The organism is Lacticaseibacillus sp. 22, assembly GCF_055413445.1.
The window spans coordinates 19,601-39,748 of sequence record NZ_JBVAYD010000009.1 but is presented as its reverse complement, the minus strand read 5'-3'; the positions used below and the strand labels follow the sequence as shown (position 1 = coordinate 39,748).

General features: G+C 44.1%; 40 protein-coding genes. 31 read left to right on the top strand and 9 right to left on the bottom strand.

What is annotated here, in order from left to right:
- Nucleotides 1-280: 280 nt before the first annotated feature.
- The 3 genes from ACWP87_RS06280 to ACWP87_RS06270 all read left to right on the top strand — a co-directional run bounded on the left by ACWP87_RS06280 (nucleotide 281) and on the right by ACWP87_RS06270 (nucleotide 3,561).
- Nucleotides 281-886 (top strand): VanZ family protein, encoded by a 606-nt coding sequence (locus tag ACWP87_RS06280; protein WP_014569453.1) that lies wholly within the window; start codon nucleotides 281-283, stop codon nucleotides 884-886.
- A 280-nt stretch (nucleotides 887-1,166) separates the two neighbouring features.
- Complete coding sequence (locus ACWP87_RS06275) at nucleotides 1,167-2,024, top strand: GRP family sugar transporter (RefSeq protein WP_014569454.1); 858 nt, start codon at nucleotides 1,167-1,169, stop codon at nucleotides 2,022-2,024.
- A gap of 196 nt (nucleotides 2,025-2,220) precedes the next feature.
- On the top strand, nucleotides 2,221-3,561 hold the full coding sequence (locus ACWP87_RS06270; RefSeq protein WP_005685831.1) for a glucose-6-phosphate isomerase: 1,341 nt from the start codon (nucleotides 2,221-2,223) through the stop codon (nucleotides 3,559-3,561).
- 126 nt (nucleotides 3,562-3,687) lie between these two features.
- On the opposite strand, the gene ACWP87_RS06265 is transcribed toward ACWP87_RS06270, so the two are convergent.
- Nucleotides 3,688-4,872, bottom strand: a complete 1,185-nt coding sequence (locus ACWP87_RS06265) for a tyrosine-type recombinase/integrase (protein ID WP_014569455.1) — start codon at nucleotides 4,870-4,872, stop codon at nucleotides 3,688-3,690.
- Nucleotides 4,873-5,018: 146 nt separating this feature from the next.
- Here ACWP87_RS06265 and ACWP87_RS06260 point away from each other — a divergent pair, with 146 nt between their 5' ends.
- On the top strand, nucleotides 5,019-5,249 hold the full coding sequence (locus ACWP87_RS06260) for a hypothetical protein (protein ID WP_223804796.1): 231 nt from the start codon (nucleotides 5,019-5,021) through the stop codon (nucleotides 5,247-5,249).
- On the opposite strand, the gene ACWP87_RS06255 is transcribed toward ACWP87_RS06260, so the two are convergent.
- From ACWP87_RS06255 to ACWP87_RS06245, 3 genes are all read right to left on the bottom strand, one after another.
- Complete coding sequence (locus ACWP87_RS06255; protein WP_014569456.1) at nucleotides 5,217-6,218, bottom strand: DUF6414 family protein; 1,002 nt, start codon at nucleotides 6,216-6,218, stop codon at nucleotides 5,217-5,219. The two genes, ACWP87_RS06260 and ACWP87_RS06255, sit on opposite strands and share 33 nt — an antisense overlap.
- 110 nt (nucleotides 6,219-6,328) lie before the next feature.
- Nucleotides 6,329-6,532: a hypothetical protein gene (locus ACWP87_RS06250; protein ID WP_005716134.1), complete on the bottom strand. Its 204-nt coding sequence runs from the start codon at nucleotides 6,530-6,532 to the stop codon at nucleotides 6,329-6,331.
- A 23-nt stretch (nucleotides 6,533-6,555) separates the two neighbouring features.
- A complete protein-coding gene (locus ACWP87_RS06245; RefSeq protein ID WP_015764910.1) occupies nucleotides 6,556-6,981 on the bottom strand; it encodes a pyridoxamine 5'-phosphate oxidase family protein in 426 nt (141 codons plus the stop codon).
- A gap of 133 nt (nucleotides 6,982-7,114) precedes the next feature.
- On the opposite strand from ACWP87_RS06245, the gene ACWP87_RS06240 reads away from it, so the two are divergent.
- On the top strand, nucleotides 7,115-7,282 hold the full coding sequence (locus tag ACWP87_RS06240; RefSeq protein WP_016364973.1) for a hypothetical protein: 168 nt from the start codon (nucleotides 7,115-7,117) through the stop codon (nucleotides 7,280-7,282).
- A gap of 84 nt (nucleotides 7,283-7,366) precedes the next feature.
- Nucleotides 7,367-7,585, top strand: coding sequence for a hypothetical protein (locus ACWP87_RS06235; RefSeq protein WP_016364974.1), 219 nt, complete (start codon nucleotides 7,367-7,369; stop codon nucleotides 7,583-7,585).
- Here ACWP87_RS06235 and ACWP87_RS06230 read toward each other — a convergent pair whose 3' ends face one another.
- The 4 genes from ACWP87_RS06230 to ACWP87_RS06215 all read right to left on the bottom strand — a co-directional run bounded on the left by ACWP87_RS06230 (nucleotide 7,586) and on the right by ACWP87_RS06215 (nucleotide 9,956).
- The gene (locus ACWP87_RS06230) at nucleotides 7,586-8,341 is read right to left on the bottom strand and encodes a hypothetical protein (protein WP_003606998.1); all 756 of its coding nucleotides are present in this window, start codon (nucleotides 8,339-8,341) and stop codon (nucleotides 7,586-7,588) included.
- 106 nt (nucleotides 8,342-8,447) lie between these two features.
- A complete protein-coding gene (locus ACWP87_RS06225) occupies nucleotides 8,448-9,149 on the bottom strand; it encodes a DUF3862 domain-containing protein (protein ID WP_014569458.1) in 702 nt (233 codons plus the stop codon).
- Nucleotides 9,150-9,208: 59 nt separating this feature from the next.
- Nucleotides 9,209-9,631 (bottom strand): ImmA/IrrE family metallo-endopeptidase, encoded by a 423-nt coding sequence (locus ACWP87_RS06220; RefSeq protein WP_014569459.1) that lies wholly within the window; start codon nucleotides 9,629-9,631, stop codon nucleotides 9,209-9,211.
- Nucleotides 9,621-9,956, bottom strand: coding sequence for a helix-turn-helix domain-containing protein (locus tag ACWP87_RS06215; RefSeq protein WP_005714743.1), 336 nt, complete (start codon nucleotides 9,954-9,956; stop codon nucleotides 9,621-9,623). Before ACWP87_RS06215 ends, ACWP87_RS06220 begins: the two co-directional genes overlap by 11 nt.
- 137 nt (nucleotides 9,957-10,093) lie before the next feature.
- On the opposite strand from ACWP87_RS06215, the gene ACWP87_RS06210 reads away from it, so the two are divergent.
- Nucleotides 10,094-10,336 (top strand): helix-turn-helix transcriptional regulator, encoded by a 243-nt coding sequence (locus ACWP87_RS06210; RefSeq protein ID WP_014569460.1) that lies wholly within the window; start codon nucleotides 10,094-10,096, stop codon nucleotides 10,334-10,336.
- Nucleotides 10,333-10,581, top strand: a complete 249-nt coding sequence (locus tag ACWP87_RS06205) for a hypothetical protein (protein ID WP_029943629.1) — start codon at nucleotides 10,333-10,335, stop codon at nucleotides 10,579-10,581. The genes ACWP87_RS06210 and ACWP87_RS06205 overlap by 4 nt, the downstream gene beginning before the upstream one ends.
- On the opposite strand, the gene ACWP87_RS06200 is transcribed toward ACWP87_RS06205, so the two are convergent.
- Nucleotides 10,578-10,805 carry a hypothetical protein gene (locus ACWP87_RS06200; protein WP_014569461.1) on the bottom strand — a complete coding sequence of 76 codons (228 nt, stop codon included), beginning with the start codon at nucleotides 10,803-10,805 and terminating at the stop codon, nucleotides 10,578-10,580. The genes ACWP87_RS06205 and ACWP87_RS06200 overlap by 4 nt on opposite strands.
- Before the next feature lie 87 nt (nucleotides 10,806-10,892).
- Between ACWP87_RS06200 and ACWP87_RS06195 the strand changes: the two genes are divergently transcribed.
- The 23 genes from ACWP87_RS06195 (at nucleotide 10,893) to ACWP87_RS06085 (ending at nucleotide 20,072) form a co-directional block, all read left to right on the top strand.
- Nucleotides 10,893-11,051 carry a hypothetical protein gene (locus tag ACWP87_RS06195; protein ID WP_014569462.1) on the top strand — a complete coding sequence of 53 codons (159 nt, stop codon included), beginning with the start codon at nucleotides 10,893-10,895 and terminating at the stop codon, nucleotides 11,049-11,051.
- A 65-nt stretch (nucleotides 11,052-11,116) separates the two neighbouring features.
- Complete coding sequence (locus ACWP87_RS06190) at nucleotides 11,117-11,665, top strand: hypothetical protein (RefSeq protein ID WP_014569463.1); 549 nt, start codon at nucleotides 11,117-11,119, stop codon at nucleotides 11,663-11,665.
- The gene (locus ACWP87_RS06185; protein ID WP_015764912.1) at nucleotides 11,644-11,874 is read left to right on the top strand and encodes a helix-turn-helix domain-containing protein; all 231 of its coding nucleotides are present in this window, start codon (nucleotides 11,644-11,646) and stop codon (nucleotides 11,872-11,874) included. The genes ACWP87_RS06190 and ACWP87_RS06185 overlap by 22 nt, the downstream gene beginning before the upstream one ends.
- A 3-nt stretch (nucleotides 11,875-11,877) precedes the next feature.
- Nucleotides 11,878-12,006 (top strand): hypothetical protein, encoded by a 129-nt coding sequence (locus ACWP87_RS06180; protein ID WP_014569465.1) that lies wholly within the window; start codon nucleotides 11,878-11,880, stop codon nucleotides 12,004-12,006.
- 11 nt (nucleotides 12,007-12,017) lie between these two features.
- Entirely contained in the window at nucleotides 12,018-12,245 is a 228-nt protein-coding gene (locus ACWP87_RS06175) for a hypothetical protein (protein ID WP_014569466.1), read from the top strand.
- Complete coding sequence (locus ACWP87_RS06170) at nucleotides 12,238-12,408, top strand: hypothetical protein (RefSeq protein ID WP_015764913.1); 171 nt, start codon at nucleotides 12,238-12,240, stop codon at nucleotides 12,406-12,408. Before ACWP87_RS06175 ends, ACWP87_RS06170 begins: the two co-directional genes overlap by 8 nt.
- Nucleotides 12,409-12,451: 43 nt before the next feature.
- The gene (locus tag ACWP87_RS06165) at nucleotides 12,452-13,327 is read left to right on the top strand and encodes a recombinase RecT (protein ID WP_014569467.1); all 876 of its coding nucleotides are present in this window, start codon (nucleotides 12,452-12,454) and stop codon (nucleotides 13,325-13,327) included.
- Between the two features lie 19 nt (nucleotides 13,328-13,346).
- The gene (locus ACWP87_RS06160; protein WP_014569468.1) at nucleotides 13,347-14,111 is read left to right on the top strand and encodes a PD-(D/E)XK nuclease-like domain-containing protein; all 765 of its coding nucleotides are present in this window, start codon (nucleotides 13,347-13,349) and stop codon (nucleotides 14,109-14,111) included.
- Between the two features lie 15 nt (nucleotides 14,112-14,126).
- On the top strand, nucleotides 14,127-15,083 hold the full coding sequence (locus ACWP87_RS06155; protein ID WP_014569469.1) for a DnaD domain-containing protein: 957 nt from the start codon (nucleotides 14,127-14,129) through the stop codon (nucleotides 15,081-15,083).
- A gap of 12 nt (nucleotides 15,084-15,095) precedes the next feature.
- Entirely contained in the window at nucleotides 15,096-15,581 is a 486-nt protein-coding gene (gene ssb / locus ACWP87_RS06150) for a single-stranded DNA-binding protein (RefSeq protein WP_014569470.1), read from the top strand.
- A gap of 17 nt (nucleotides 15,582-15,598) precedes the next feature.
- A complete protein-coding gene (locus ACWP87_RS06145; protein ID WP_014569471.1) occupies nucleotides 15,599-15,814 on the top strand; it encodes a helix-turn-helix domain-containing protein in 216 nt (71 codons plus the stop codon).
- Nucleotides 15,811-16,002 carry a helix-turn-helix domain-containing protein gene (locus tag ACWP87_RS06140; protein ID WP_015764330.1) on the top strand — a complete coding sequence of 64 codons (192 nt, stop codon included), beginning with the start codon at nucleotides 15,811-15,813 and terminating at the stop codon, nucleotides 16,000-16,002. Before ACWP87_RS06145 ends, ACWP87_RS06140 begins: the two co-directional genes overlap by 4 nt.
- A gap of 369 nt (nucleotides 16,003-16,371) precedes the next feature.
- Nucleotides 16,372-16,821: a hypothetical protein gene (locus ACWP87_RS06135; RefSeq protein ID WP_014569472.1), complete on the top strand. Its 450-nt coding sequence runs from the start codon at nucleotides 16,372-16,374 to the stop codon at nucleotides 16,819-16,821.
- Nucleotides 16,822-16,867: 46 nt separating this feature from the next.
- Nucleotides 16,868-17,122 carry a hypothetical protein gene (locus tag ACWP87_RS06130; protein ID WP_014569473.1) on the top strand — a complete coding sequence of 85 codons (255 nt, stop codon included), beginning with the start codon at nucleotides 16,868-16,870 and terminating at the stop codon, nucleotides 17,120-17,122.
- The gene (locus tag ACWP87_RS06125) at nucleotides 17,119-17,520 is read left to right on the top strand and encodes a RusA family crossover junction endodeoxyribonuclease (protein WP_014569474.1); all 402 of its coding nucleotides are present in this window, start codon (nucleotides 17,119-17,121) and stop codon (nucleotides 17,518-17,520) included. The genes ACWP87_RS06130 and ACWP87_RS06125 overlap by 4 nt, the downstream gene beginning before the upstream one ends.
- A gap of 12 nt (nucleotides 17,521-17,532) precedes the next feature.
- Nucleotides 17,533-17,997: a hypothetical protein gene (locus ACWP87_RS06120; RefSeq protein ID WP_014569475.1), complete on the top strand. Its 465-nt coding sequence runs from the start codon at nucleotides 17,533-17,535 to the stop codon at nucleotides 17,995-17,997.
- Nucleotides 17,998-18,008: 11 nt separating this feature from the next.
- Entirely contained in the window at nucleotides 18,009-18,194 is a 186-nt protein-coding gene (locus ACWP87_RS06115; RefSeq protein WP_014569476.1) for a hypothetical protein, read from the top strand.
- A complete protein-coding gene (locus ACWP87_RS06110; protein WP_014569477.1) occupies nucleotides 18,191-18,697 on the top strand; it encodes a DUF1642 domain-containing protein in 507 nt (168 codons plus the stop codon). Before ACWP87_RS06115 ends, ACWP87_RS06110 begins: the two co-directional genes overlap by 4 nt.
- On the top strand, nucleotides 18,687-18,866 hold the full coding sequence (locus tag ACWP87_RS06105) for a hypothetical protein (RefSeq protein ID WP_015764915.1): 180 nt from the start codon (nucleotides 18,687-18,689) through the stop codon (nucleotides 18,864-18,866). Before ACWP87_RS06110 ends, ACWP87_RS06105 begins: the two co-directional genes overlap by 11 nt.
- Entirely contained in the window at nucleotides 18,853-19,056 is a 204-nt protein-coding gene (locus tag ACWP87_RS06100; protein ID WP_029943632.1) for a hypothetical protein, read from the top strand. The genes ACWP87_RS06105 and ACWP87_RS06100 overlap by 14 nt, the downstream gene beginning before the upstream one ends.
- On the top strand, nucleotides 19,046-19,477 hold the full coding sequence (locus ACWP87_RS06095; RefSeq protein WP_014569478.1) for a hypothetical protein: 432 nt from the start codon (nucleotides 19,046-19,048) through the stop codon (nucleotides 19,475-19,477). The genes ACWP87_RS06100 and ACWP87_RS06095 overlap by 11 nt, the downstream gene beginning before the upstream one ends.
- Complete coding sequence (locus ACWP87_RS06090) at nucleotides 19,474-19,836, top strand: hypothetical protein (protein ID WP_015764916.1); 363 nt, start codon at nucleotides 19,474-19,476, stop codon at nucleotides 19,834-19,836. Before ACWP87_RS06095 ends, ACWP87_RS06090 begins: the two co-directional genes overlap by 4 nt.
- A complete protein-coding gene (locus ACWP87_RS06085) occupies nucleotides 19,833-20,072 on the top strand; it encodes a hypothetical protein (RefSeq protein ID WP_014569479.1) in 240 nt (79 codons plus the stop codon). The genes ACWP87_RS06090 and ACWP87_RS06085 overlap by 4 nt, the downstream gene beginning before the upstream one ends.
- The last annotated feature ends 76 nt before the right edge of the window (nucleotides 20,073-20,148 follow it).

Sequence of the window (20,148 nt, the reverse complement as noted above, 5' to 3'; positions counted from 1 at the left end):
CACGCAGACTTCTGCGCCGGGGAGCGCGTTATGGGCGTAAAAGCAGACTAGTAACCTTGAGCGTGCTCACAGGCTTTTGATCATTGCGTCTAAGGTTCTTATGTACAGGTTCCGGGCTGGTGAACGGGGAACCGCCAATGATAATTGCTGTATTCAATAGCGTACCGCAGTTTGCCTTAACCTAGGCATTGACGGCTGATTCTTATGGAGTCTTTAAAAGTTGCAACGCTTGTGGGTATCACGCGTTGTGTTTGCTACAATGGCAACTGGAGGTATCGCCATGCTTTTTTTGGGGCCATTTTATAACTGGATTAATTCAACGTCTTTGAGTCAGGTGAACCATTTTCCTTTGGTGCGGCTCATTATTTTTAGTCTGGACAAGACCATCCTTTACCTATTAGTGTTTGCCGTTTTGCGATGCCTCTGGCTGGTTCGACATCATCGGCGAACGACATTCGGACGCGAACTGAAATTGGGATTGTTTGTCGGCTATTTGATGCTACTGTTTGCACTCACGGTTTTTCGCGATGTGTACTATCCGTGGCAATTGGTTTTTCATTGGCAACGCTCACTTTCTGTCATTAATCTACAGCCCATGGTCGAAACGCTGAAATTGCGGCAGGCCGCCAGTCATTTTGACTTATGGTATCAGTCGTTAGGCAATGTTGCCTGGTTTATGCCGCTGGGCTTTGGCATTCCTTGGGTCAGTGTGCATCGGCGGCGCTTGTTTGCCGTTGTCGGGATCGGACTTATCACATCATTAAGTATCGAGACATTACAATTCTTGCTGATTAGCGGCGTTGCTGATATTGATGACGTCATCTTTAATGTTATCGGCGCTATTTTGGGATATGCCTTTTACCGGTTATTGCATCCAAAAGGTTAAGACGGCGGTCGTTTCAATTGAAGCAGTCAAGCAATTTTTCCCAGCACTAACCGCCTACCTGCGCGAAAAATTCGACTTGTTTTGCTGGGAAAAGAACGATAGAATATTTTTTTGTGTTCTATTTTCGATAAAAAGCGCGTATATCTGCAGGCGCTTCTGTATAAAGACTTTCTATGGAAGAAACCCACGTTCATCTCACGTGTAAAGTCGTTTATATGAAGTTTTCTAAGCAGGTGTATTCGTACTCAGTTAAACGATACGATAAAGAAAGAGGCGCATTATGGTATTTTTACTTGCGTTGATCCCGGCACTTGCTTGGGGTTCCATTGGCTTGGTCAGTGGCAAACTTGGCGGCAATGCCTATCAGCAGACTTTGGGGATGACGTTTGGCGCGCTGGTTTTTGGCGTTGGCACGTTATTGATCATGCATCCGGTTCTTGACGCTAAGACCTGGCTGCTTGGCATTATTTCGGGGTTATTTTGGGCATTAGGACAGGGACAACAGTTTCAGTCTATGAAATATATGGGTGTCTCAATGACCATGCCAATTTCAACCGGCATGCAACTGATTGCGACCACGTTGGCCGGTGCATTGCTGTTTCATGAATGGCATACTGGCCGTGATGTGTTGCTTGGCATCTTGGCGCTGGCGTTACTAATTATTGGTGCGACGTTGACTTCGCGGCGGGAGCAAAATGATGACTTCACCTCGGAAACCGGCGTCGCTAAGGGTTTGCGGACGTTACTGATTTCAACAGCAGGTTATGCCGGCTACACGATTATTGTCAATGCCGGCCAGCTTGGTGCTTTGGCAGTGGTGATGCCGCAATCGCTTGGGATGATTATTGGCGCTTTGTTGATGAGTATCGGGCATGAGCCTTTTGCTAAAGCCACTGCGAAGAATGTTTTAACCGGACTCTTGTGGGGGACCGGTAATGTGTTCATGCTGTTGTCAATGGCAAATGTCGGACTGGCAGTTTCCTATTCACTTTCACAAATGGGCATCGTTATTTCAACGTTTGGATCCATTTACTTACTTGGTGAGCATAAGACGCGTAAGGAAATGATCTGGGTCAGCTGCGGTTCGGCTCTCGTCATTCTTGGCGGGGTCGTTTTAGGGATCATGAAAGCAAAGTAATCTGATGAGAAGTTGCTGGATTGCTTGCTTTTTTACAAATTCAATTTTAAAGTTAACTTGTTAGAGTGTGAATTTGAACAGCGTACTGCACTGGCGTAAACTTTTGGTTGGAAGCGGTGCCGCTATTTTTGATGGCGATGCCGGTTTGATCAAAAGTTTCACGGTAAGGTACGTATTTAGAGGAGGAACGCACACGATGTCGTACATCAAATTTGATTCATCTAAGCTGGATAAGTTCGTTCACGCGAATGAACTTGAACAGATGCAGCCGTTAGTAACTGCAGCTGACAAGGAATTGCGTGAAGGTACAGGTGCCGGCAAGGATTTCCGTGGTTTTCTCGATTTGCCAGTCAATTATGATAAGGACGAATTTGCCCGGATTAAGGCTGCGGCCAAGAAGATTCAAGGCAATTCCCAGGTCTTTGTTGCGATTGGGATTGGCGGTTCTTATTTAGGCGCACGGATGGCAGTTGATTTTCTTTCCCAAACCTTCCGTAACCTTGATCCTGAGCTGAAGTTCCCAGAAGTCTATTTTGCGGGTAACTCAATCTCCGGTACTTATTTAGCTGATTTGCTCGACATTATCGGCGATCGTGACTTCTCGATTAACGTCATCAGCAAGTCCGGTACCACGACTGAACCTTCCATTGCTTTCCGTATTTTGAAGGCTAAGTTAATCGAAAAGTATGGTAAAGATGGTGCCAAGGAACGAATTTATGCGACAACCGATCGGGCCAAGGGTGCTTTGAAGCAAGAAGCCGATGCGGAAGGCTACGAAGAATTCGTGGTTCCTGATGACGTTGGCGGCCGCTTCTCAGTGATGTCAGCAGTTGGCTTGTTGCCAATCGCAGTTGCTGGCGGCGACATTGACGAAATGATGCGCGGTCTCGGTGATGGTCGAAAAGCCTATGCATCAGCTGATTTGAAAGAAAACGAAGCCTATCAGTATGCAGCTTTGCGTAACATTTTATATCGCAAAGGCTACACCACCGAACTGCTCGAAAACTACGAACCAACCTTGCAATACCTTGGCGAATGGTGGAAGCAATTAATGGGCGAATCTGAAGGTAAAGATCAAAAAGGCATCTATCCTTCAAGCGCTAACTTCAGTACTGACCTGCACAGTCTCGGCCAATACATTCAAGAAGGTCTCCGCAATCTGATGGAAACCGTTGTGTGGGTTGAAGAACCTAACCGCGACCTAACCATTCCTGACGACGCTCAAAACCTCGATGGCCTCGGCTACTTGGCTGGCAAGAAGATGTCCTTCGTTAACCGCAAAGCTTACGAAGGCGTTGTTCTGGCCCACACAGATGGCGGCGTCCCAGTTATGACCATTTCCATTCCGAAACAAGATGCCTACACCTTAGGCTATCTGATCTACTTCTTTGAAGCGGCAGTTTCCATCTCCGGCTACCTGAACGGGATCAACCCATTCAACCAGCCTGGTGTTGAAGCTTACAAGAAGAACATGTTCGCGTTGCTCGGCCGTCCGGGTTATGAGGATATGACCAAGGAATTGAACGCACGCCTTTAATCGCAAGGGCTTGCGCGTTTTGAAATAAGGTAAATAAAGAGCTCCAGAATCATGTTAGAAAAGTCCGTGGTGAAGTTTTGGTGAAGGCTTCGGACTTATACACAGGTTCTGGAGCTCTTTTTGTGTTCACTGATTTAGGTATTTTTCGAATTGTTGATGGTTTTCTTTCTTTTTTGCCGGAGAGATTTCAGCATAGATTTGAGTGGTTGAAATGTCTTTATGCCCAAGATCATCTTTGATGTCATCAAGGCTTAATCCTGCCTCACGCATTAAAACGGCATGCGTGTGTCTTAAATCATGGATACGGATGTGAGGAAGTCCAGCCCGATTGGTGATGCGATTAAAAGCACCGGTAGTTGCTCGAGATCGGAGCGGTTGTCCAAACTTGGCATCAGACGAATAGGTGAAGACAAAATCGTTATTGTGGCTAGTAGAAAACCGAAAACCTTGTACATTGCCGTGACTGAAATGGCGCTCATATTGTTGTTGAAGAAGATCATTTACTCGAGCGGTCATGTATTCGGTTCTCTTAGAGCTTAATGTTTTGGGACGATCAAGCGCTATTTTGCCAGCGTTTGATCCAGTTTCAGCACGATAGATTCGTGTTGCATTGACTGATAAGGTATTTTTGTTGAAGTCAATGTCTGACCAGCGAAGAGCCATGGCTTCACCCACACGAAGCCCGCAGTCAATCAGCGTCACAAAGAATGATAGCCACATGGGCTCTTTATCTTCTTCAGCTGCTTCTATAAAAGATCCAACTTGATCTTTTGTCCAAAAGTGAAGTTTTTTGGAATTGTCTTTAGCATACGCACTGAACTCGACACCAACGGTAGGGTTTTTGGTAATGTAACCAATTGCAACGGCTTTTTTTAACGCATTGTGCAATGTTCCATTGATGAGCTTTACTGTGTTAAGAGACAAGCCATCATTGAATAGACTGCTGATGAACTCCTGATGTTCCTTAAGCGTGTATTTGGCCAGTCGAATATCCCCAATTTTGGGGATAATGTATTTCTTGAGGTTATATCGATAGATGATCATGGATCCCTCTTTTACATTAACCTTAAGCTTGGTGATCCACTGATTAAGATAATCAGCCATTAAAATTCTTTCAGTTTGGTAGTGAGAGTGGCCTCTGATTATTTCGGACTCAGCTAAAGTTGCTTCTTGCTGGGCTATTTTTTCGGTTGGAAAACCTCGCCGATGGATCTTTATTTCTTTTCCTGTCTGCGGATCAACACCAGCGAATATATAGAATTCCCAGGCCTTTTTGCCATCTTTTAGTTTATATGAGCTAATTGATGCCATGATATCGCACTTCTTTTGAACTCTTAGAGCTTGTAATTCAAACGTATGTTCGTTATGTCCTTAAAATAAAAGCCTCATTAAAAACAAGGCTCCGTTGGTTCTAAATGGATAGATTCTTTTGGTAGACCGTTTGCAACTTTTATATTATGATTGCATGGAAAGGTGGTGGCATGATGAAGGCTTTCAAAATCCAAGACGCGGTTAAACTTTATTCGTCGCTTAAAAAAACTTACGAACGTGAAGACTCTAAAATTCAGAAAATGCAAGAAGAGATTGATCGTGAAATGAAGAAAGCTTCTCTGACCACCAAACCAAGTGCGGAACACCAAGGACCTAAACGACATTTAAAAATACATAGAGATAGGCCGAATTCTTAAAGAATCCTCTTTTTGTGAAATGCCAAAGTTAGTCAATGCGATTGATGACAAGTAACTTGCAATCGCACCAATATCACGGGGTGCCAATTGAGAATTTGTAAGAGTTTGGTGTTTCCAATTTGTATTATCTGATTTGTTTTCCACGATTCCCATTATATAAAGGGTTCGTGGATTTTTTTGTAGCATTTGAAGTTGTGATGGGCTTAATCTAAAAAGAGACTTTTGTGCAAAAACAACGGTTTGCTCAGTGGAAACAATGACACTATTCGGCATACTTTTTGAAAAGAAGTTCACCATTGCATAAACACTTCTAAAATTCTCTTGCGAGCTTTTGTCCTCTGTTATCTTTTGTTCTGCTTTTTGGATTTTCTTCTTCATGTCATCTATTTGCATTTTCGCGTTGCTGGCATTCCTTGTCCTTGCTTGGATAACTCTCAGCTGTTTTTTGTAACCATCTAACTTTTCTTCTGAAACATTATCTGTAGACAATCTCAGCACTGGATCAATAATTTCAGGGTTGGTACCGGCTTCAAGAGAATCGAAGTCGTATAAGGAAAAGCTATCTTTGTAAAGTACCAAGTCTCCTGGTTCCGCATTCTCAACAGGAACAAATTGTTTTTTTAGATAGCCTTCAAGGATCTCGACCCCGTAATCACCGTATACTATATTCTCTGAATACTGATGCCTATTATGTGTTGAACTTTCGTCTGCCATAGAGTGGCTATCTTCGGCCGATCCTGAACCATTTGCTATCCCTGGGACTCCGCCGCTAATTTTTGCGGATTTTCTTCCACCTTTAGTTGCGACCTGAGTCAGTATGGAGGTTTTCTCATTCATACGCGTAGTCAGGGTGCTCAAGCCTTCGTCAAACTGGGCTAATAAGGAATTCATTAAGTCGGTGTCAACATAGATATACTCTCTCAGTTTCTTTTCGGCTTCAGCCTCATCATGCAGATTATGGTCTTCCATTTTATTCTCCTTCAAATAGTTTAATTTTTAGTTTTGCTTCATCGCCCACGCAGCCTTCCGCGGAAGGCTATTTCTTTGTCTGAAAACTAGCCCCCCTTTATGAAGTCGTATTATTGCATCTTTCTAACCATCATCATGAGCACGCCGATAATGATGAAAACGGCTGCCAACCAGAGGCTGCTGCCGGGTTTGTCTGGGTCAATGAGCCAATATACCCAACGGTGTTTGTGGCCAAATAAGGCTAAGTAGACGCCTATAAGAACAATGATGAGGCCAATGAAGTGTGCCTCACTTAATGTAACTGGACCATTCATAAGTGCATCTCCAAGAACTGAGCTTAGATTTCGTTTAGCTTGCTGAACTCGATGTCATTGTTGTATCTGATCTTGACGGTTAGTGGGTTGCAACGGATGATGACGGGTCGATCATACTGTAACGATTTTTGAAAAGAATTGAGGCTTTCCGTAAAGCTTGGTATGGCCTCCTCAGCGGTCAATACAACGGCCTTTGCACGCAATAGCAACGATGAGTGGTGTAGCTCATTGAAGCAGTAAACAGCCACCACAGGCTTCTCTAGGACGTTTTGAATGGTAGTAGTGTCGCGATCAGTGTAAAAAAGGATTTCTTTCAGCGATCGGTGTGATTTAAGTGGTGTTAGCGAAACTATATTAGGAAAACCGGTATCGGTATCAAGCGTAGCTACCTGCATAACGGTACACTCTCTTAACAGTATATCGGCCTGCCTGATCGTAGAATTTGCCATAAGTAATACTCCTATCTTAACTATTAATTTGATACGAGTAGCTATGTTTTTAACCGTTGATGGTGAATCAAATTCATTTTTGCTATAATTAGATGAATATTGTTCATTAGCGACTAGAAGGGCAGTGACTAAAATGGAAAATCGTGTTGAGATAAAAGAAGGACATGTTTTTGTAAATGGAACCGAAATTAACCTGGTCAATGATATACAGCTTCATCCTGCGCTGAACGACACAACGCAAGTTCAACTGAGTTTTAAAGCTACGAGCCTGGATGTAGTTTATCCCGGATCTCGGCGGTGATGACGTTCTGAATGATTAGTACGAAATTCTTTATGATATAATCAGTGAAAGATAACTAGACATTCACATAGAGGAGCGATGATGATGAATGAAGACAAGCTAGGTTATAGTTATTCATATGATTTGAAAGATGGAATTGTCAAGGTGAAGGATTTTGTGAAATATTTAGAGTCTTTACCCAGTGATTCCACAATCAGAATTCAGGGTATTTCAGATGATCGTCCGGCTGTTATTGATGACAATGTCTATTTTGAAAAAAGTAGTGGGCAATTGGTTATCCAACCTGATTCATTATCTATATGATCACCAAAAAACTCTGTGGTGGATATCCATGATTATTTTGAAGCTTCGATTGAATTCTACGTCTAGTTCTTTATCCTTATGTACCACTTGTATAGCTGACAGAGTGTAAAGTTTTCCTACAAGAACTGCGAGCTCATGCTCTTTTTTGTTGCTAATAATTGCCTCATAGTTATCCGTGGCAATCGCATCCTGATAATTTGAGATGGGACAGTACCCATCGTCGTCAATCCAGCTAATTTGGAAAAACTTGACGACTTGGTAAACATTCTTAATTACTTCTTCGCAAAGACCCTTTGTTGGGATTAAAGTCCCGTGAATAACTCTGTTGCGTTTTTCTGTGGAATCGTACATTTTGTTCAACATAGGAATTGCTGATTCTCCAAATAGTAGTAGGGAAATCGTTGCAAACGAAGCAATAGATCTTTCTGAATACTTGATAGCGTGTGATTTATCAATGATTTTGTCCATTGGTTTGTGGTTGTTTGTTGACCAAAAGTAAGCTTTGATAGCTGTGTTTCTGAATTTTTCCAAGCTCGTAACTGCGCTTAGATAGCACTCATAGTATTCTTCATCATCATACGCTCGTAAAGCATTTTCAAATATCGGAACATACAGAGGGGTGCGTAATACTGCATGAAATGTATGACCCCTAGGACATATAAATTTCAGTGATTCGTCATCAGTTACTTCCGCGACAGCACTAGATTTATAATCGCGGCATTCGGCACACATTGTTTCAATTTTCGTGTCAGACATCTCCTTACATTGTACTGACCGTGTTTACTTGGTTTGCTTATTAGCCCTCGCCACCGGGGCTATTTTTGTGCCCAGCAAAAGCCCCAAGTAGGGGCCTGTAAAAGGGCTATTTCATATTGGACTGGGTTTTCCCGCTTAAAGCATCATTTGTAAAGGTCACGTTGAAGTTGGAACCCAGATCACCTTTTACACCAGATGTATAACCGGCCACAACATTCTTTTGACCGCCGATAAGGCTTTCATTGTAGTAGTCGGGTTGTCCCCATTTTGAGGTGAAGTCAGCGTATTTTGTACCGTCCTGGAACGCGTTGAAATCTGCCAAAGTAATCTTTTGCTTGCGGCCTAACTTGAAGCCAGTAAGATTCTTGCTGAACGCATTTCCGTCGGTGAAGGAAACAATTACGTTAGCTCCCCAGCCACCCTCAACATTAGTCCACGTTACAAGATCAGTCTTAACTCCATTTGTGGTACTGCTCGAAGTAGAGGACGGGTTCCCAAACTGGGCTTTTAAATCATCTAATTTGGCACCACCATTGCCGTTTTCCATCAAATCACCCAATTTGATGCTGTCAAAGTCTGCTCGAGTAATCTTGCCGCTGTCCTTTTTTGATGTACTTGAAGATGATTTATCCGTTTTGCTAACTGCGGTTTTTTCCGTGGATTCGCTGCTTGATTTGCCCTTATTGTTGAGGCCACCGCCAATTGCTGCTACCACAACAATAACCAATATCCAAAACCACACACGTTTGTAAAAAGGCTTCTTCACCTTATATTGCTTACCGTCAGCACCCATTACCTTTTTTGCCATTTTGTTTTCCTCCATAAATAGTTTTCAGCTTTTACCGTCTTCCGTATCTGGACTAACAATTAATTAATGTAAAATTCTTTTATTGCTTCCAAAGCAGTGTCTTCCATTGGTGCAGGAATGTCAAAAGCTTCCATAAATTGATTCAGGTTAGCATCTTCTTTATCGATGTAAGCAAAGTATAAGGGAACGAGAATCTGGATTCCTCCTATGTTAGCTTCACCTTCAATACTATTTTTTGATGCTGAATAGAAATACAGACAAGCTGGATCTTGATGTAGAACGTGCATGATTTCGTGTGCAGCCTGATAAGGCAATTGCTTAGGCTTGTGCCAGTTCATATTAACCGCGATCCAACGTGTTTCAGGATTAGAAACTGACGGAGTGTACGGCTTCAGCTGATATGTCAGCTCAGCCCCAACTCCACGGTCAAATCCGTAGTTTAAAACCTCTCTCAGCATGTCACTAGTAAAATCAGTCATCATGTTTGCCACCTCGAAGAAGTCTCTTGATTATCTCAAGATCTTCAGGCGGAATGGGGCGACCTTCAAAAGTCATGATGGTGTCATTTTTTGAATCTGATATGTCAATTTGCTCCGGCTTTGAGCGAACATCAGTAACCCCAAGCAAAAAGTCGGTAGAAACATTAAAGTAACTGGCTAGTTTCTTAATAGAATCTTGGTCAGGAGTTCTTTCGTTCTTTTCATATAAAGAAACAGACGCTTTGCTGACATTTATAATTTTTCCGACATCAGATTGGGTCATCTTCTTTTCGTTCCTAAGTTCTTTTAGTCTTTCTCCGAAGCTCATCATATCACCTCATAGGAATAGAATAGTGTATACAAATTGTAAACTCAACAAAGTTTAAAAAAAGTTCACTTTTTTAGTTGACAGTTTACTAATTGTAGATTATAGTGTTTACATAAAGTTGATTAGGAGGTGATCATTTGAACGAAAAGCTGAAAGAACGCCGCAAGGAATTTCATCTTACAATGCAAGATATTTCAAATATGATTGGCATTAGCAAAGGATATTATTCATTGATCGAACGCGGAGAACGCCGTGTCAGCTATGAATTGGCATTTAAAATTGCCACTGCATTAAAAACAAAGCCGGATCTTATTTTTTTGGAATATCAGTCAACTTTAAGTAAACACATTCCCGCTCAGCGAGAGGAGGTGACACGATGAGCAAGAAAGAACACGACGAACACCAGATTCAAAACTGGGAAGAACATGACAAGAGACAGCTTCAAAGCTGGGAAGAACTCACCCAGGAAATAACTGAACATCTTAAGTCTGGAGACCAAAAGCTGCAAAATATACACTTGACGAATTTGTATGACAGGTACGACGGCTTCAAATCCTACGGAACATTGCTTGTGGCTGTGCTTGTAAATACAAGAGACACCCCGAAGGATGCCCCGAAAGATTAGTCACCATCAGCACTTTCTGGAATCCAGTTAGTGCCTAGTGAAAATGGATCTTCGTTGACAGTGAAGACCGTAAACGAATATCCGCGTAGTCTTGCTTTTTCGTGAACGAGGGTTAGCGGACTGAATTGTTCGGTCTTGTCTCCCATCTCTGCGACGATCGAAATCACTCCATAAATGGTCTTCGGCAAACCGGTCTGGGTATTTATGAAGGTTACGTCCCACATTTTTATCACCTCCCTTCGATGCAATTATCGCACTCGGCGGGAGGCAATCACACAATATTCAGTTTTCAAGTTAAGGAGGTGAGTCACATGGATCGTAAGGACATGATTAAGGATCTGACCACAGATCATCCAGAACACACTGCATCTTATTGGTCAGCATTCGATGACAATACCTTGATGCAAATCATTGAACTAGATCATAAGGAGGTTCAACGGAACGTCTCTGATCAACTTGCTATGGGTTAATCATAGCCCTCTCTAGCATGAATCAATATCCACCAATATTTCATCTTTTAAAGGAAGTGGAACGTATGAAAGCAACAATTAGTAGCCCTTTGAATAGGTTCGCTACTAGAACCAACACGCCACAGAAGGTGATCGCTTATGCAGCAAAATTAGGGCGCTCAACGATCAACAACTATTTTCATGGAACTCCCATTAGAGCAAACGAGGCTACTGACATTGCCAATTCGATGAATGACAGCGAACTAAGCTATGAAATGGCTAACTTGTTTCTAGGAATCCCTAAGCTGTTTAGCGGTGACGGAATATACCACGATTTACGCGGGCTTTTAGTCACCGATAAACGAGAAGAAGACGAGGAGAAAGCTTCTTTCATCAAGCACGACATTGAGGGCCTTGCTAATGACCCCAACTTTACACGCGATGACGCTAAAAACTTGAAAGCATACGCATTCGAGAAACTTGATAGCACAGTCGCAGATCTAACCGAACTAAATGCTATTTGCGAAATGCTAGGCATCTCAATCATGGATCTTTTCAGCGAAAGGCTCCCGCATTACCAGAAACTTCATTATATGAGGAAGGATGAGCAGGCATGGAACAAGGATTTACACTGATCGATCCCACTAAGCCGCAAAGGACACGCAAGCCCTTTAAGCCCAAAGTTTATTGGACGCCAAAAGATGTTATGGCACACTATCAGGTTTCTGCCGCGACAGTGAGCCGTTGGAAGAAAAAAGGTGCTCCATTTGTCGGTCCCGGTAAGACACAACGTGTTGAGCCAGAAAAGATGGAACGTTGGTTTGCACGTCAGCAGGGGGTATAGGCAATGCTAGAAGCAATCTTATCGATACTGCTAGACCCGAGCGCGTTGTTCTGGAAATTCTTTATTGTTGGCATGTTCGGTATCCTGATCGGTGCCACGGCGGTGGGCGGATGGAAGCAGTGGATTGAATAGGAGGAAAGCACATGCGAGATACCAAAGAGTATTGGCAAGACGTGCACGATCAGGTCGAAAACGTGATCTATAAAGGCCATGCTGATCGCGGTTGGCTTTGGATGTTCGAACTTAGTCAACGGATGCTCAACAAATGCGCACAAAAAAATCCCATGGCGGCAACCACGGGACATGAAAAACAAAGCAAATTAATTTATAGGTCAAGTTTATCACGAAAAGGAGGTGCCCGCCATGCTTGAACCAGATTGGAACACGGCGGCATTGAACGAGTATCAAAATCGCCAGGCACGACAAGAGGAAGAGCCACCTCTGGATTGGCAAGGCCATCGCTGGTTGATGGCGAGACCTACCTTGAATACCACGACGAACTCGTCAACGAATATGACGTCATTGACTTCTTAATGAGCCTTGGCGCGACTGAATATGACTACTAGGAGGAACAGAAATGGCTAATGAAATTGTAGCAAGTGTCAACAACCGCATCACTGAGATGCAGAAGAATGAAGGCTTGAAACTTCCGGCGAACTATAGCCCTAGCAATGCGCTGAATTCGGCTTGGCTCACGCTATCAGATAACAGCAAAGGGCCATCGCTGTTAGATAAAACTAGCCCGCAATCGCAAGCTAAAGCATTGCTTAATATGGTGATTCAGGGTCTCAGCCCAGCTAAGAATCAGGTTTACTTCATTCCTTACGGCAAAGACCTGACCCTGATGCGCTCGTACTTTGGTAGCCTGGCGATCCTGAAGCGTTTGGATAATGTGCAGGATGTTTGGGCCGAGGTTGTTCGGGAAGGCGATAAATTCCAAATTGGCTCTGATCGAGGCCGGACGGTCGTCAAAGTATTCGAGCCGCGTATTGAGAATCAGGACAACGCTATTGCCGCAGCATTTGCTGTCATCGTCGATAACAATGGCGTTGAGAACTTCACCATCATGACCAAGAAGCAGATTGATCAAAGCTGGAGTCATGCCAAAACCAAAAAGGTTCAGCAAGAGTTCCCCGAGGAAATGGCTAAGCGAACGGTGCTCAACCGGGCTGCCAAGTTCTTCATCAACTCAAGTTCTGACAACGACCTTTTACTTGGGGCCGTCAATGACACCACGGCCGATGAATATGACAACGCGGAACCGAAGGACGTCACGCCAAACTTTGATGACCTGATTGATAGCAAGCCGAAGGAGGAGCCGAAACATGCTGCAAATGCCAAGGAAACCAAAGAGACAAAGCCAAAAGAAACCAGCCAACCAGACCGAGCTGAGCATAGGCCGGTTACCGACAAAGAAGTCGCGAACCTCTTCCAGAACCAAGTTAACAAGTAGAAACTATTACAGCAATCGCATGGATTGGCAGTATCAGTCCCCAACTTGGTTCAAAAAGTTCATGGCTTGCGAGGCCGAGGCTTTGGCGGAATTGAAGGGCGAGTGGAAGCCCAAGCGCGACCCAACGGCCTTGTTGGTCGGCAACTATCTTCACAGCTACTTCCAAAGCCGCTATGCGCACAACAAGTTTAAGCAGGAACATCCAGAGATTATTTCAACTCGCGGTGCAACAAAAGGACAGCTCAAAAGAGAATATCAAGTTGCTGACAACATGATTAGAACTTTGCGAACAGATCCTAAGTTCAAAGAGTTCTATCAAGGAAAAAAAGAAGTCATTGTCAAAGGCGAGATCGGTGGGGTGGCTTGGAAAGGCAAACTTGACTGCTTAGCGGATAACCATAAATACTTCGCTGACTTGAAAACCACCATGGACATCAACAAGCGTTTTTATCTACCAGAAGAACATCGCTATGGTTCTTTCATTGAGGCTTACAACTACCCACTGCAAATGGCCGTGTATCAGGAGCTAATTCGACAGCAATATGGCGTTCAAGCCGTGCCTGTCATCATCGCAGTATCAAAGCAGGATCCGCCAGATAAAGCGGCGGTCTCAATGCCGCAAGATTTGCTGGACTATTGGTTGGAACGAGTTAAGGAACTACAGCCACGCATTGAAGCCGTTAAGAACGGCGAAGAAGAACCAAAACGGTGTGAGCACTGTGAGTATTGCCGGGCAACTAAGCATCTGACTCAGATCATCAGCCTCTACGATCTGGTCGAGTAGGAGGTGACTCACCGCATGGATTTATTCAAGCTAATTCGAGAGTTCTACATTCAGCAAAGCGTTAATCCGCTAAGCACAGGACAGATAGCATTATGGCATGGGCTGGTTTACCAATGTAACCAGCTAGGCTGGCCAAGCGAATTCAATATGCCGAATCGAACACTTGAAACGTTGACTGGTTTAAGCCGTCAGGGCATCGTCAAATCCCGTAACGCGCTAAAGCAGTCAGGGCTGATAGATTTTCAAACTAACGGTGTTAAGGCAACGACCTACTCAGTCATCGATATTTCACGAAAACTTAGTACGTCAGATAGTAGGCAACCTAGTAGTCAAGATGATGACAGTATGTCAAATAGTAGGCAACACGGTAGGCAACCTAGTAGGCAACACAGTTTACAAGGTAGTTTACAACCTAGTAGGCAACACAGTAGCACATACACTAAACAAGACGAGACTAAACTAGACAAAACTAAACGACAACAGACTACTGCTCCAGTAAAGGCAGCAGAGAGACCTGCTGGAGAACCGTCATCGTCGTCATCATCAATTCTTGATATTTGCAATTTCTGGGAAGGAAACGGGTTTGGACAACTGTCACCGTTCACCAGAGAAAGCCTTGTTGATTGGGTTGCTGACATGCGAAAAGCAGGATCACCTGAACCTGAGAAGCTGGTCCTAAATGCGCTGCGGACTGCGGTTGAAAGCAATGTCAGAAACTACAAGTACGTCAACGGCATCTTGAAAAACTGGGAAAGCAAGCGTCTTCTCACGGTTGCTGCTGTCGATGCAAACGATAGTGAACGCAAAACGAATCAGCCTCAGCGCCGTTACGGCAAGCCAGTTCGGAATGAGAAATTGCCTGATTGGGCTAAACCAGGTTACAAACCAGAACACAAAAAAGCGTCCGCAGAAGACAGAGCCGAATTGGCTGAGCAATTGCAAAAGCTACGAGCATTGGGCGAAAAGAATTAGGAGGGAAGCATATTGCTAAACAGTGTCTCACTAACAGGCCGGCTGACAAGAGATGTTGACTTGCGTTACACGCAAAGTGGCACGGAGACAGGATCATTCACGCTGGCCGTTGACCGCAAATTCAAGAGCAAAAACGGAGAACGGGAAACTGATTTCGTAAATTGCCAGATCTGGCGCAAGTCGGCTGAGAACTTTGCAAATTTCACTCATAAGGGTGCACTTGTTGGCATCGAAGGCCGTATTCAAACGCGTACGTACGATAACGCGCAAGGACAGAAAGTGTTCGTGACCGAGGTAATCGTTGATAATTTTGCTTTGCTTGAGTCACGACAGGCGTCTCAGAACAACCCTAAATCACAGCAAACAGCCAATGCATCAGCAGCAGCGACCACGAACGCGAGTCAAACGACTCCAAATGCTTCACGAGCGAATACCACGGATCCGTTTGCTAATAATGGCCAGCCGATAGACATCCAAGATGATGATTTGCCATTCTGATTGGAAAGGATGAAAACATGTGGCACATCATTGAAAGGCTTATGCGTGAAAAAGGTTACAGTATCAGGAAGTTTTCCAGAGTTGCTGGGTATAAAAATCCAACAACTATTTATTCAATCAAAACCGGTCAAAGCAAAGATCCGTCATTCTCAACGATGATCCGAATTGCGGATGCTCTAGGCGTTAGCCTTGACGAACTGAGGCCTGATAAGCAAGGAGAGAAGAAATCATGAGCGGAAATTCTTATTTAAAGTCTGTTAGAAAATCTATAGGTTTAACGCAGCGAGAATTTGCTAGGAAGATCAAATGCTCACAATCTCACTGGATCAAAGTTGAAGACGGTTTTTCTAATCCGAGTATCAAGCTATTAAAGCAAATCAAAAAGGAATTTCCTGACTTTGATCTCAACAAATTAGTCTGATTAAAAAAATCCCCAGTCGTGTCAGCAACTGGGGACCGCGAAATTTTGATCCGTTGACAATCTGACACTCATCTTCATCACTTCACTGGTATCGTCGCCCAGTACTGCTGATGAACTGATTCGATTGTTGTCGCTTCATTGACGCCCACTTGCGCACGCATCGATGCACCTACAATAACGTTTGCAGGAAACGAGGACGCAACAACTTCAAACCATTACTTCACAGTTAGCACCAAAAATGATTCCAATGGAATCACCCCTTTGTTAAGAGTATTTGGTACCACACAATTATATATCCATTTCCATTTTAAGGAAACGTTGAAAACCACATTTGGCAGAAGCCAAAAATTGTTAGCAGGAGGCAAAATCATGACACAAGTAACAGTGCGTTTATACGAGCAGGGAGACAAAGTGTGGCGCGACTTCAAGGCTGAATTACTTAAGCGCTATGAAAACTCAGCAATGCTAGACATCTCGAAAATCAAAGCATTCTCAAAAATCGAGAAGCAAGAGTTCAACAACCGGATTGTTGTATCAAAGAAAGCGATTGTCGAGAAACGTGCGGTAGCTGGTGTTGATGACAGCGATACTTTGAAAACTTCAGTCAACAATGGCCTTGAAAAGATTTCAAAAAAGCGAAAAGAAGCCCGTGCCAAATACGCACGCGGAATTGCAGAAGCGGCCTCACAATGTAACACGCTGATTGACGTTGCAAAACGGATCGGAAAGTCAACAACGTTCGTGAAGCGAGTTGCAAGCGAATTTGAGATCAAGTTACCGCGCCGCAACAACGGCCATGAAGAGATCGTGAGCCGTTAGCAATTTAGCGAGTGAGAATGCAAGAAACTACAGGAGGAATCTTCAAATGCAAGCAATTAAAACAAAAATGATGGTCGGTGATCTGGTTATGGTTCCTGATCGAGTATTCATGGGCGTGCGTGATCTTGGCGGTGTGGCACGAATCATCAGGATTGAACGATACAACGCCAGAGGAGCAAGACAAGATATTAACAAGCCAGTTGCTTTTGAAAACAATGCGCCTAAAGAGTTAATCGCAACGGTTGAGATGGTTGACGGCAAGCAACGTCAATACTATCTGAAGGACGTGAAACCAGCGTGATAAGGCTAACGATACCTGGCAACCCAGTACCACAAGGACGGCCGAGGTTCACGCGAATGGGTCATGCTTACGACCCGACTAAATCAAGAAACTACAAGCAGCACGTTAAGAGCGTAGCGTCAGAGCTCAATATTGAGCCTCTAAGCGGTCCGATAAGGGTGTCAATGGAAATATACCGTCAGCTTCAAAAGTCTGGCAGTAAGGCCTTAATAAGGCGAAAAAAAGAAGGCAAAGTTAGGCCGACAGTTAAGCCGGATGTAGACAACTACTACAAGTCTGTATCGGACGCGCTTACCGGAATTTTGTGGGAAGACGACAACCAAATAGTCGAAATCCATGTTGGCAAATGGTACAGCGATCAACCACGTGTTGAGATTGAAGCAGAAGAGATCGATTAAGGAGAAAAAATCATGAACAAAAAATTGACATTTACAGTAACTGTTTTAGCAGGACTTATGTTTGGGGCCGGTGCAACCACCATTGCCGACAATGTTTGGCAAGGTCACCAGAACATCGTGGAGACCAAAAACAATATCGACAAGCTGACGGCTAAGATTCACGCTTCAAAATCTAGCTTGTCCGATTTGCAACATCAGTTGTCTGACGCGCAGGCACAGTATGCGGCCCTAAAACAGCAATATGGAAACGACATGGCAAACAAAGATGCCCAGATTCAGCAAAAGATCGTTGAAGGCCAGCAAGCAGTTGCCCAGAAACAGGCTGAGGTCGATGCTAAGCAACAGACAATCAACGACCTTACATCACAGTTAGAAGCCGCCAAACAGGCAAACAATGACTTATCACAGGCAATCAAAGACGCGCAGAGCATCAAGGACTATTCAGATCAGGCTGTGAAGTCAGTCAGCGCGAAATGAGAGGCACACAAATGTACGTAGTAGCAGGATTAAACACAGAAACCGAGTATTATCGAGCCAAGTATCAATCTCAGTGTATCCGATGGATAAACGAGAACATGGCCAAGCACACGGAATCGCACAACACCCGTGGTGATGACATTAAAGTCAATATTCCGGAACCACTGATTATCAAGAAAGTAGAGGACGAAAAATGAGTGAAGAAAAACTGTACGCGGTAAAGAACGATGATGGGGAATACTTGACCGTTGAGCGTACGGCACCTTGGTGGAACAGTCCGGTAGGAACCGCTGTAAGAAATATTGATGTTGCGCTTGCATGGGCGGAAAAGTATGGCGGCCACGTTGTCACGTTCGTTGAGGAGCCTAAAAAGGTAGTCCTAACCAAGGAGCAAGCCGAAATCGTTGAACGTGCACATAGCGGCAAGTTCCCAGCAGCCAGCATTGCTTTCTATGGCGATGATGACGAAGAGCCGCTGATGAATGCTTACGTCAACGGCTACACCGTGGCAAAGGAGAAGAAATACAACGTTAAGGTGCCACATACCAAAGAGGTTTGGTATTACAAGTCCGGCGATACAGATTTGTTAACGATTTGCCCAGCGGATAAAGAACTTCGTGGCAAGTTCACCGAAGCAGAGATCGAGCACTACGGCTTGCAATACTGCGAAAAAGAAGAGGTGACTGACGATGACGAATAAAGCCGACATAGACGCTGCGCAAAAGGCCATCGATGCCGCGAACAATGCGATCAACAAACTTGATCTGTGTGGCCTGTATGATTGCGCGTGGCAAGCACATGATGGCTATCAACGCATCATCGATTACAACAAGGAACAGTTGGAGGTGACTGACGATGGCATTCGTTGAGCTTGAAGACGGTAGCTGGATAAACCCAGCTTTCATTGAGGAGATATACAAACGAAACCCCAGTGATACCGTATGGGAAGCTGGTATGAACCATGGAGAAGCTACCACAATAACTGACGCAGATCGCATTCTTATTCTCAAACACGCGGGGTTCGTGAGAGCTAGAAAGGAGAAAGACAATGAGCAATGAGACGAAGCAGGACGTGTTCGAGAAGGCACTAAGAGAATGGGACGATTATGTTCACAGTTGGGGACTTCAAGGAGAAGAAGCACACGGTGGATGCGAGTTTGACCCAATCTTAATTAAATATATGAAGGACTATGACGCCGCCCTGCCAGATGAAACCGAAAAGCAGAAAAACTGCCCATATTGTCATGAAACCGACCCACAATCAAAGCATGCACATTACGGCAAAGCTATTTCAGATAAGACAGAATATTTCGACTTTGTTCGCAAAACGAAGCTGTACAGACGGGTGAAGGCACGAATCAAATCACCAGAAGACCAGCACCCAAAGTTGTGTGTCACACAAATGAACCGGTTTAGAGAAGTATCAGTCGTTTTGGATAAGGCAATTAACTATTGCCCAATTTGTGGGAGGAAATTATGACAGAGACGAAGCGGGACGTGTTGGAGAAATTAGCAGAATGCTACGCCGAGGTTTCTGACGCATATACCAGCGAAACCGGAAGCCCATACTACTGTGGCGATGAGCCAAATTATCTGGAGGAATATGGCACATCCTTGCCAGATAATCTGCCGGTTATTCCGAAAGCGGTAGGCGATGTGATTGTAAAACTCAAACACAAAAAATTCTCTCTATCCGGAGCGATGAGCTACGCCGCAGTAGTTTCTTTATCTCCATGGATGACGTTTGAACATGAGGACACCTTCGCCCTTGCATGGGTGCTAGGTGTATGGCGCGTTGAGAAAACCGGCGAAATCGTGAAATTGGAGGCGGAAAAATGAAGTTAGTTAAAGGCGACATCATTCGAAACCCGTGGGTGAGCGACCCAAAATGGCGAGACTTCATTTTCATTCGGCGCGGGAAGAAATATGTGCACACTTTGAGATCTAATCGTGGACTAATTGAAGACGCAATGTTTGACAAAAAAGACGTGGACGAGCGTTTCACAAAAGTAGGCCATTCAGTTGGATTCGACACCATGCTGCGAGAAGTTTCTGGCGAGGAGGCGGAGAAATGAAACGAGAGATTAAGTTCAGGGGGAATCCGGAGCTATTGGAGGGAAAGCAATGAAAATAAGTCCTTACCGTTTCATG

What these genes read in the sequence shown, in the direction of transcription:
- ACWP87_RS06280 (WP_014569453.1), top strand. Translation starts at nt 281, where the DNA reads ATGCTTTTTTTGGGGCCATTTTATAACTGGATTAATTCAACGTCTTTG.
- ACWP87_RS06275 (WP_014569454.1), top strand. Translation starts at nt 1,167, where the DNA reads ATGGTATTTTTACTTGCGTTGATCCCGGCACTTGCTTGGGGTTCCATT.
- ACWP87_RS06270 (WP_005685831.1), top strand. Translation starts at nt 2,221, where the DNA reads ATGTCGTACATCAAATTTGATTCATCTAAGCTGGATAAGTTCGTTCAC.
- ACWP87_RS06265 (WP_014569455.1), bottom strand. Translation starts at nt 4,872, where the DNA reads ATGGCATCAATTAGCTCATATAAACTAAAAGATGGCAAAAAGGCCTGG.
- ACWP87_RS06260 (WP_223804796.1), top strand. Translation starts at nt 5,019, where the DNA reads ATGATTGCATGGAAAGGTGGTGGCATGATGAAGGCTTTCAAAATCCAA.
- ACWP87_RS06255 (WP_014569456.1), bottom strand. Translation starts at nt 6,218, where the DNA reads ATGGAAGACCATAATCTGCATGATGAGGCTGAAGCCGAAAAGAAACTG.
- ACWP87_RS06250 (WP_005716134.1), bottom strand. Translation starts at nt 6,532, where the DNA reads ATGAATGGTCCAGTTACATTAAGTGAGGCACACTTCATTGGCCTCATC.
- ACWP87_RS06245 (WP_015764910.1), bottom strand. Translation starts at nt 6,981, where the DNA reads ATGGCAAATTCTACGATCAGGCAGGCCGATATACTGTTAAGAGAGTGT.
- ACWP87_RS06240 (WP_016364973.1), top strand. Translation starts at nt 7,115, where the DNA reads ATGGAAAATCGTGTTGAGATAAAAGAAGGACATGTTTTTGTAAATGGA.
- ACWP87_RS06235 (WP_016364974.1), top strand. Translation starts at nt 7,367, where the DNA reads ATGAATGAAGACAAGCTAGGTTATAGTTATTCATATGATTTGAAAGAT.
- ACWP87_RS06230 (WP_003606998.1), bottom strand. Translation starts at nt 8,341, where the DNA reads ATGTCTGACACGAAAATTGAAACAATGTGTGCCGAATGCCGCGATTAT.
- ACWP87_RS06225 (WP_014569458.1), bottom strand. Translation starts at nt 9,149, where the DNA reads ATGGCAAAAAAGGTAATGGGTGCTGACGGTAAGCAATATAAGGTGAAG.
- ACWP87_RS06220 (WP_014569459.1), bottom strand. Translation starts at nt 9,631, where the DNA reads ATGATGACTGATTTTACTAGTGACATGCTGAGAGAGGTTTTAAACTAC.
- ACWP87_RS06215 (WP_005714743.1), bottom strand. Translation starts at nt 9,956, where the DNA reads ATGAGCTTCGGAGAAAGACTAAAAGAACTTAGGAACGAAAAGAAGATG.
- ACWP87_RS06205 (WP_029943629.1), top strand. Translation starts at nt 10,333, where the DNA reads ATGAGCAAGAAAGAACACGACGAACACCAGATTCAAAACTGGGAAGAA.
- ACWP87_RS06200 (WP_014569461.1), bottom strand. Translation starts at nt 10,805, where the DNA reads ATGTGGGACGTAACCTTCATAAATACCCAGACCGGTTTGCCGAAGACC.
- ACWP87_RS06195 (WP_014569462.1), top strand. Translation starts at nt 10,893, where the DNA reads ATGGATCGTAAGGACATGATTAAGGATCTGACCACAGATCATCCAGAA.
- ACWP87_RS06190 (WP_014569463.1), top strand. Translation starts at nt 11,117, where the DNA reads ATGAAAGCAACAATTAGTAGCCCTTTGAATAGGTTCGCTACTAGAACC.
- ACWP87_RS06185 (WP_015764912.1), top strand. Translation starts at nt 11,644, where the DNA reads ATGGAACAAGGATTTACACTGATCGATCCCACTAAGCCGCAAAGGACA.
- ACWP87_RS06180 (WP_014569465.1), top strand. Translation starts at nt 11,878, where the DNA reads ATGCTAGAAGCAATCTTATCGATACTGCTAGACCCGAGCGCGTTGTTC.
- ACWP87_RS06175 (WP_014569466.1), top strand. Translation starts at nt 12,018, where the DNA reads ATGCGAGATACCAAAGAGTATTGGCAAGACGTGCACGATCAGGTCGAA.
- ACWP87_RS06170 (WP_015764913.1), top strand. Translation starts at nt 12,238, where the DNA reads ATGCTTGAACCAGATTGGAACACGGCGGCATTGAACGAGTATCAAAAT.
- ACWP87_RS06165 (WP_014569467.1), top strand. Translation starts at nt 12,452, where the DNA reads ATGGCTAATGAAATTGTAGCAAGTGTCAACAACCGCATCACTGAGATG.
- ACWP87_RS06160 (WP_014569468.1), top strand. Translation starts at nt 13,347, where the DNA reads ATGGATTGGCAGTATCAGTCCCCAACTTGGTTCAAAAAGTTCATGGCT.
- ACWP87_RS06155 (WP_014569469.1), top strand. Translation starts at nt 14,127, where the DNA reads ATGGATTTATTCAAGCTAATTCGAGAGTTCTACATTCAGCAAAGCGTT.
- ACWP87_RS06145 (WP_014569471.1), top strand. Translation starts at nt 15,599, where the DNA reads ATGTGGCACATCATTGAAAGGCTTATGCGTGAAAAAGGTTACAGTATC.
- ACWP87_RS06140 (WP_015764330.1), top strand. Translation starts at nt 15,811, where the DNA reads ATGAGCGGAAATTCTTATTTAAAGTCTGTTAGAAAATCTATAGGTTTA.
- ACWP87_RS06135 (WP_014569472.1), top strand. Translation starts at nt 16,372, where the DNA reads ATGACACAAGTAACAGTGCGTTTATACGAGCAGGGAGACAAAGTGTGG.
- ACWP87_RS06130 (WP_014569473.1), top strand. Translation starts at nt 16,868, where the DNA reads ATGCAAGCAATTAAAACAAAAATGATGGTCGGTGATCTGGTTATGGTT.
- ACWP87_RS06120 (WP_014569475.1), top strand. Translation starts at nt 17,533, where the DNA reads ATGAACAAAAAATTGACATTTACAGTAACTGTTTTAGCAGGACTTATG.
- ACWP87_RS06115 (WP_014569476.1), top strand. Translation starts at nt 18,009, where the DNA reads ATGTACGTAGTAGCAGGATTAAACACAGAAACCGAGTATTATCGAGCC.
- ACWP87_RS06110 (WP_014569477.1), top strand. Translation starts at nt 18,191, where the DNA reads ATGAGTGAAGAAAAACTGTACGCGGTAAAGAACGATGATGGGGAATAC.
- ACWP87_RS06105 (WP_015764915.1), top strand. Translation starts at nt 18,687, where the DNA reads ATGACGAATAAAGCCGACATAGACGCTGCGCAAAAGGCCATCGATGCC.
- ACWP87_RS06100 (WP_029943632.1), top strand. Translation starts at nt 18,853, where the DNA reads ATGGCATTCGTTGAGCTTGAAGACGGTAGCTGGATAAACCCAGCTTTC.
- ACWP87_RS06095 (WP_014569478.1), top strand. Translation starts at nt 19,046, where the DNA reads ATGAGCAATGAGACGAAGCAGGACGTGTTCGAGAAGGCACTAAGAGAA.
- ACWP87_RS06090 (WP_015764916.1), top strand. Translation starts at nt 19,474, where the DNA reads ATGACAGAGACGAAGCGGGACGTGTTGGAGAAATTAGCAGAATGCTAC.
- ACWP87_RS06085 (WP_014569479.1), top strand. Translation starts at nt 19,833, where the DNA reads ATGAAGTTAGTTAAAGGCGACATCATTCGAAACCCGTGGGTGAGCGAC.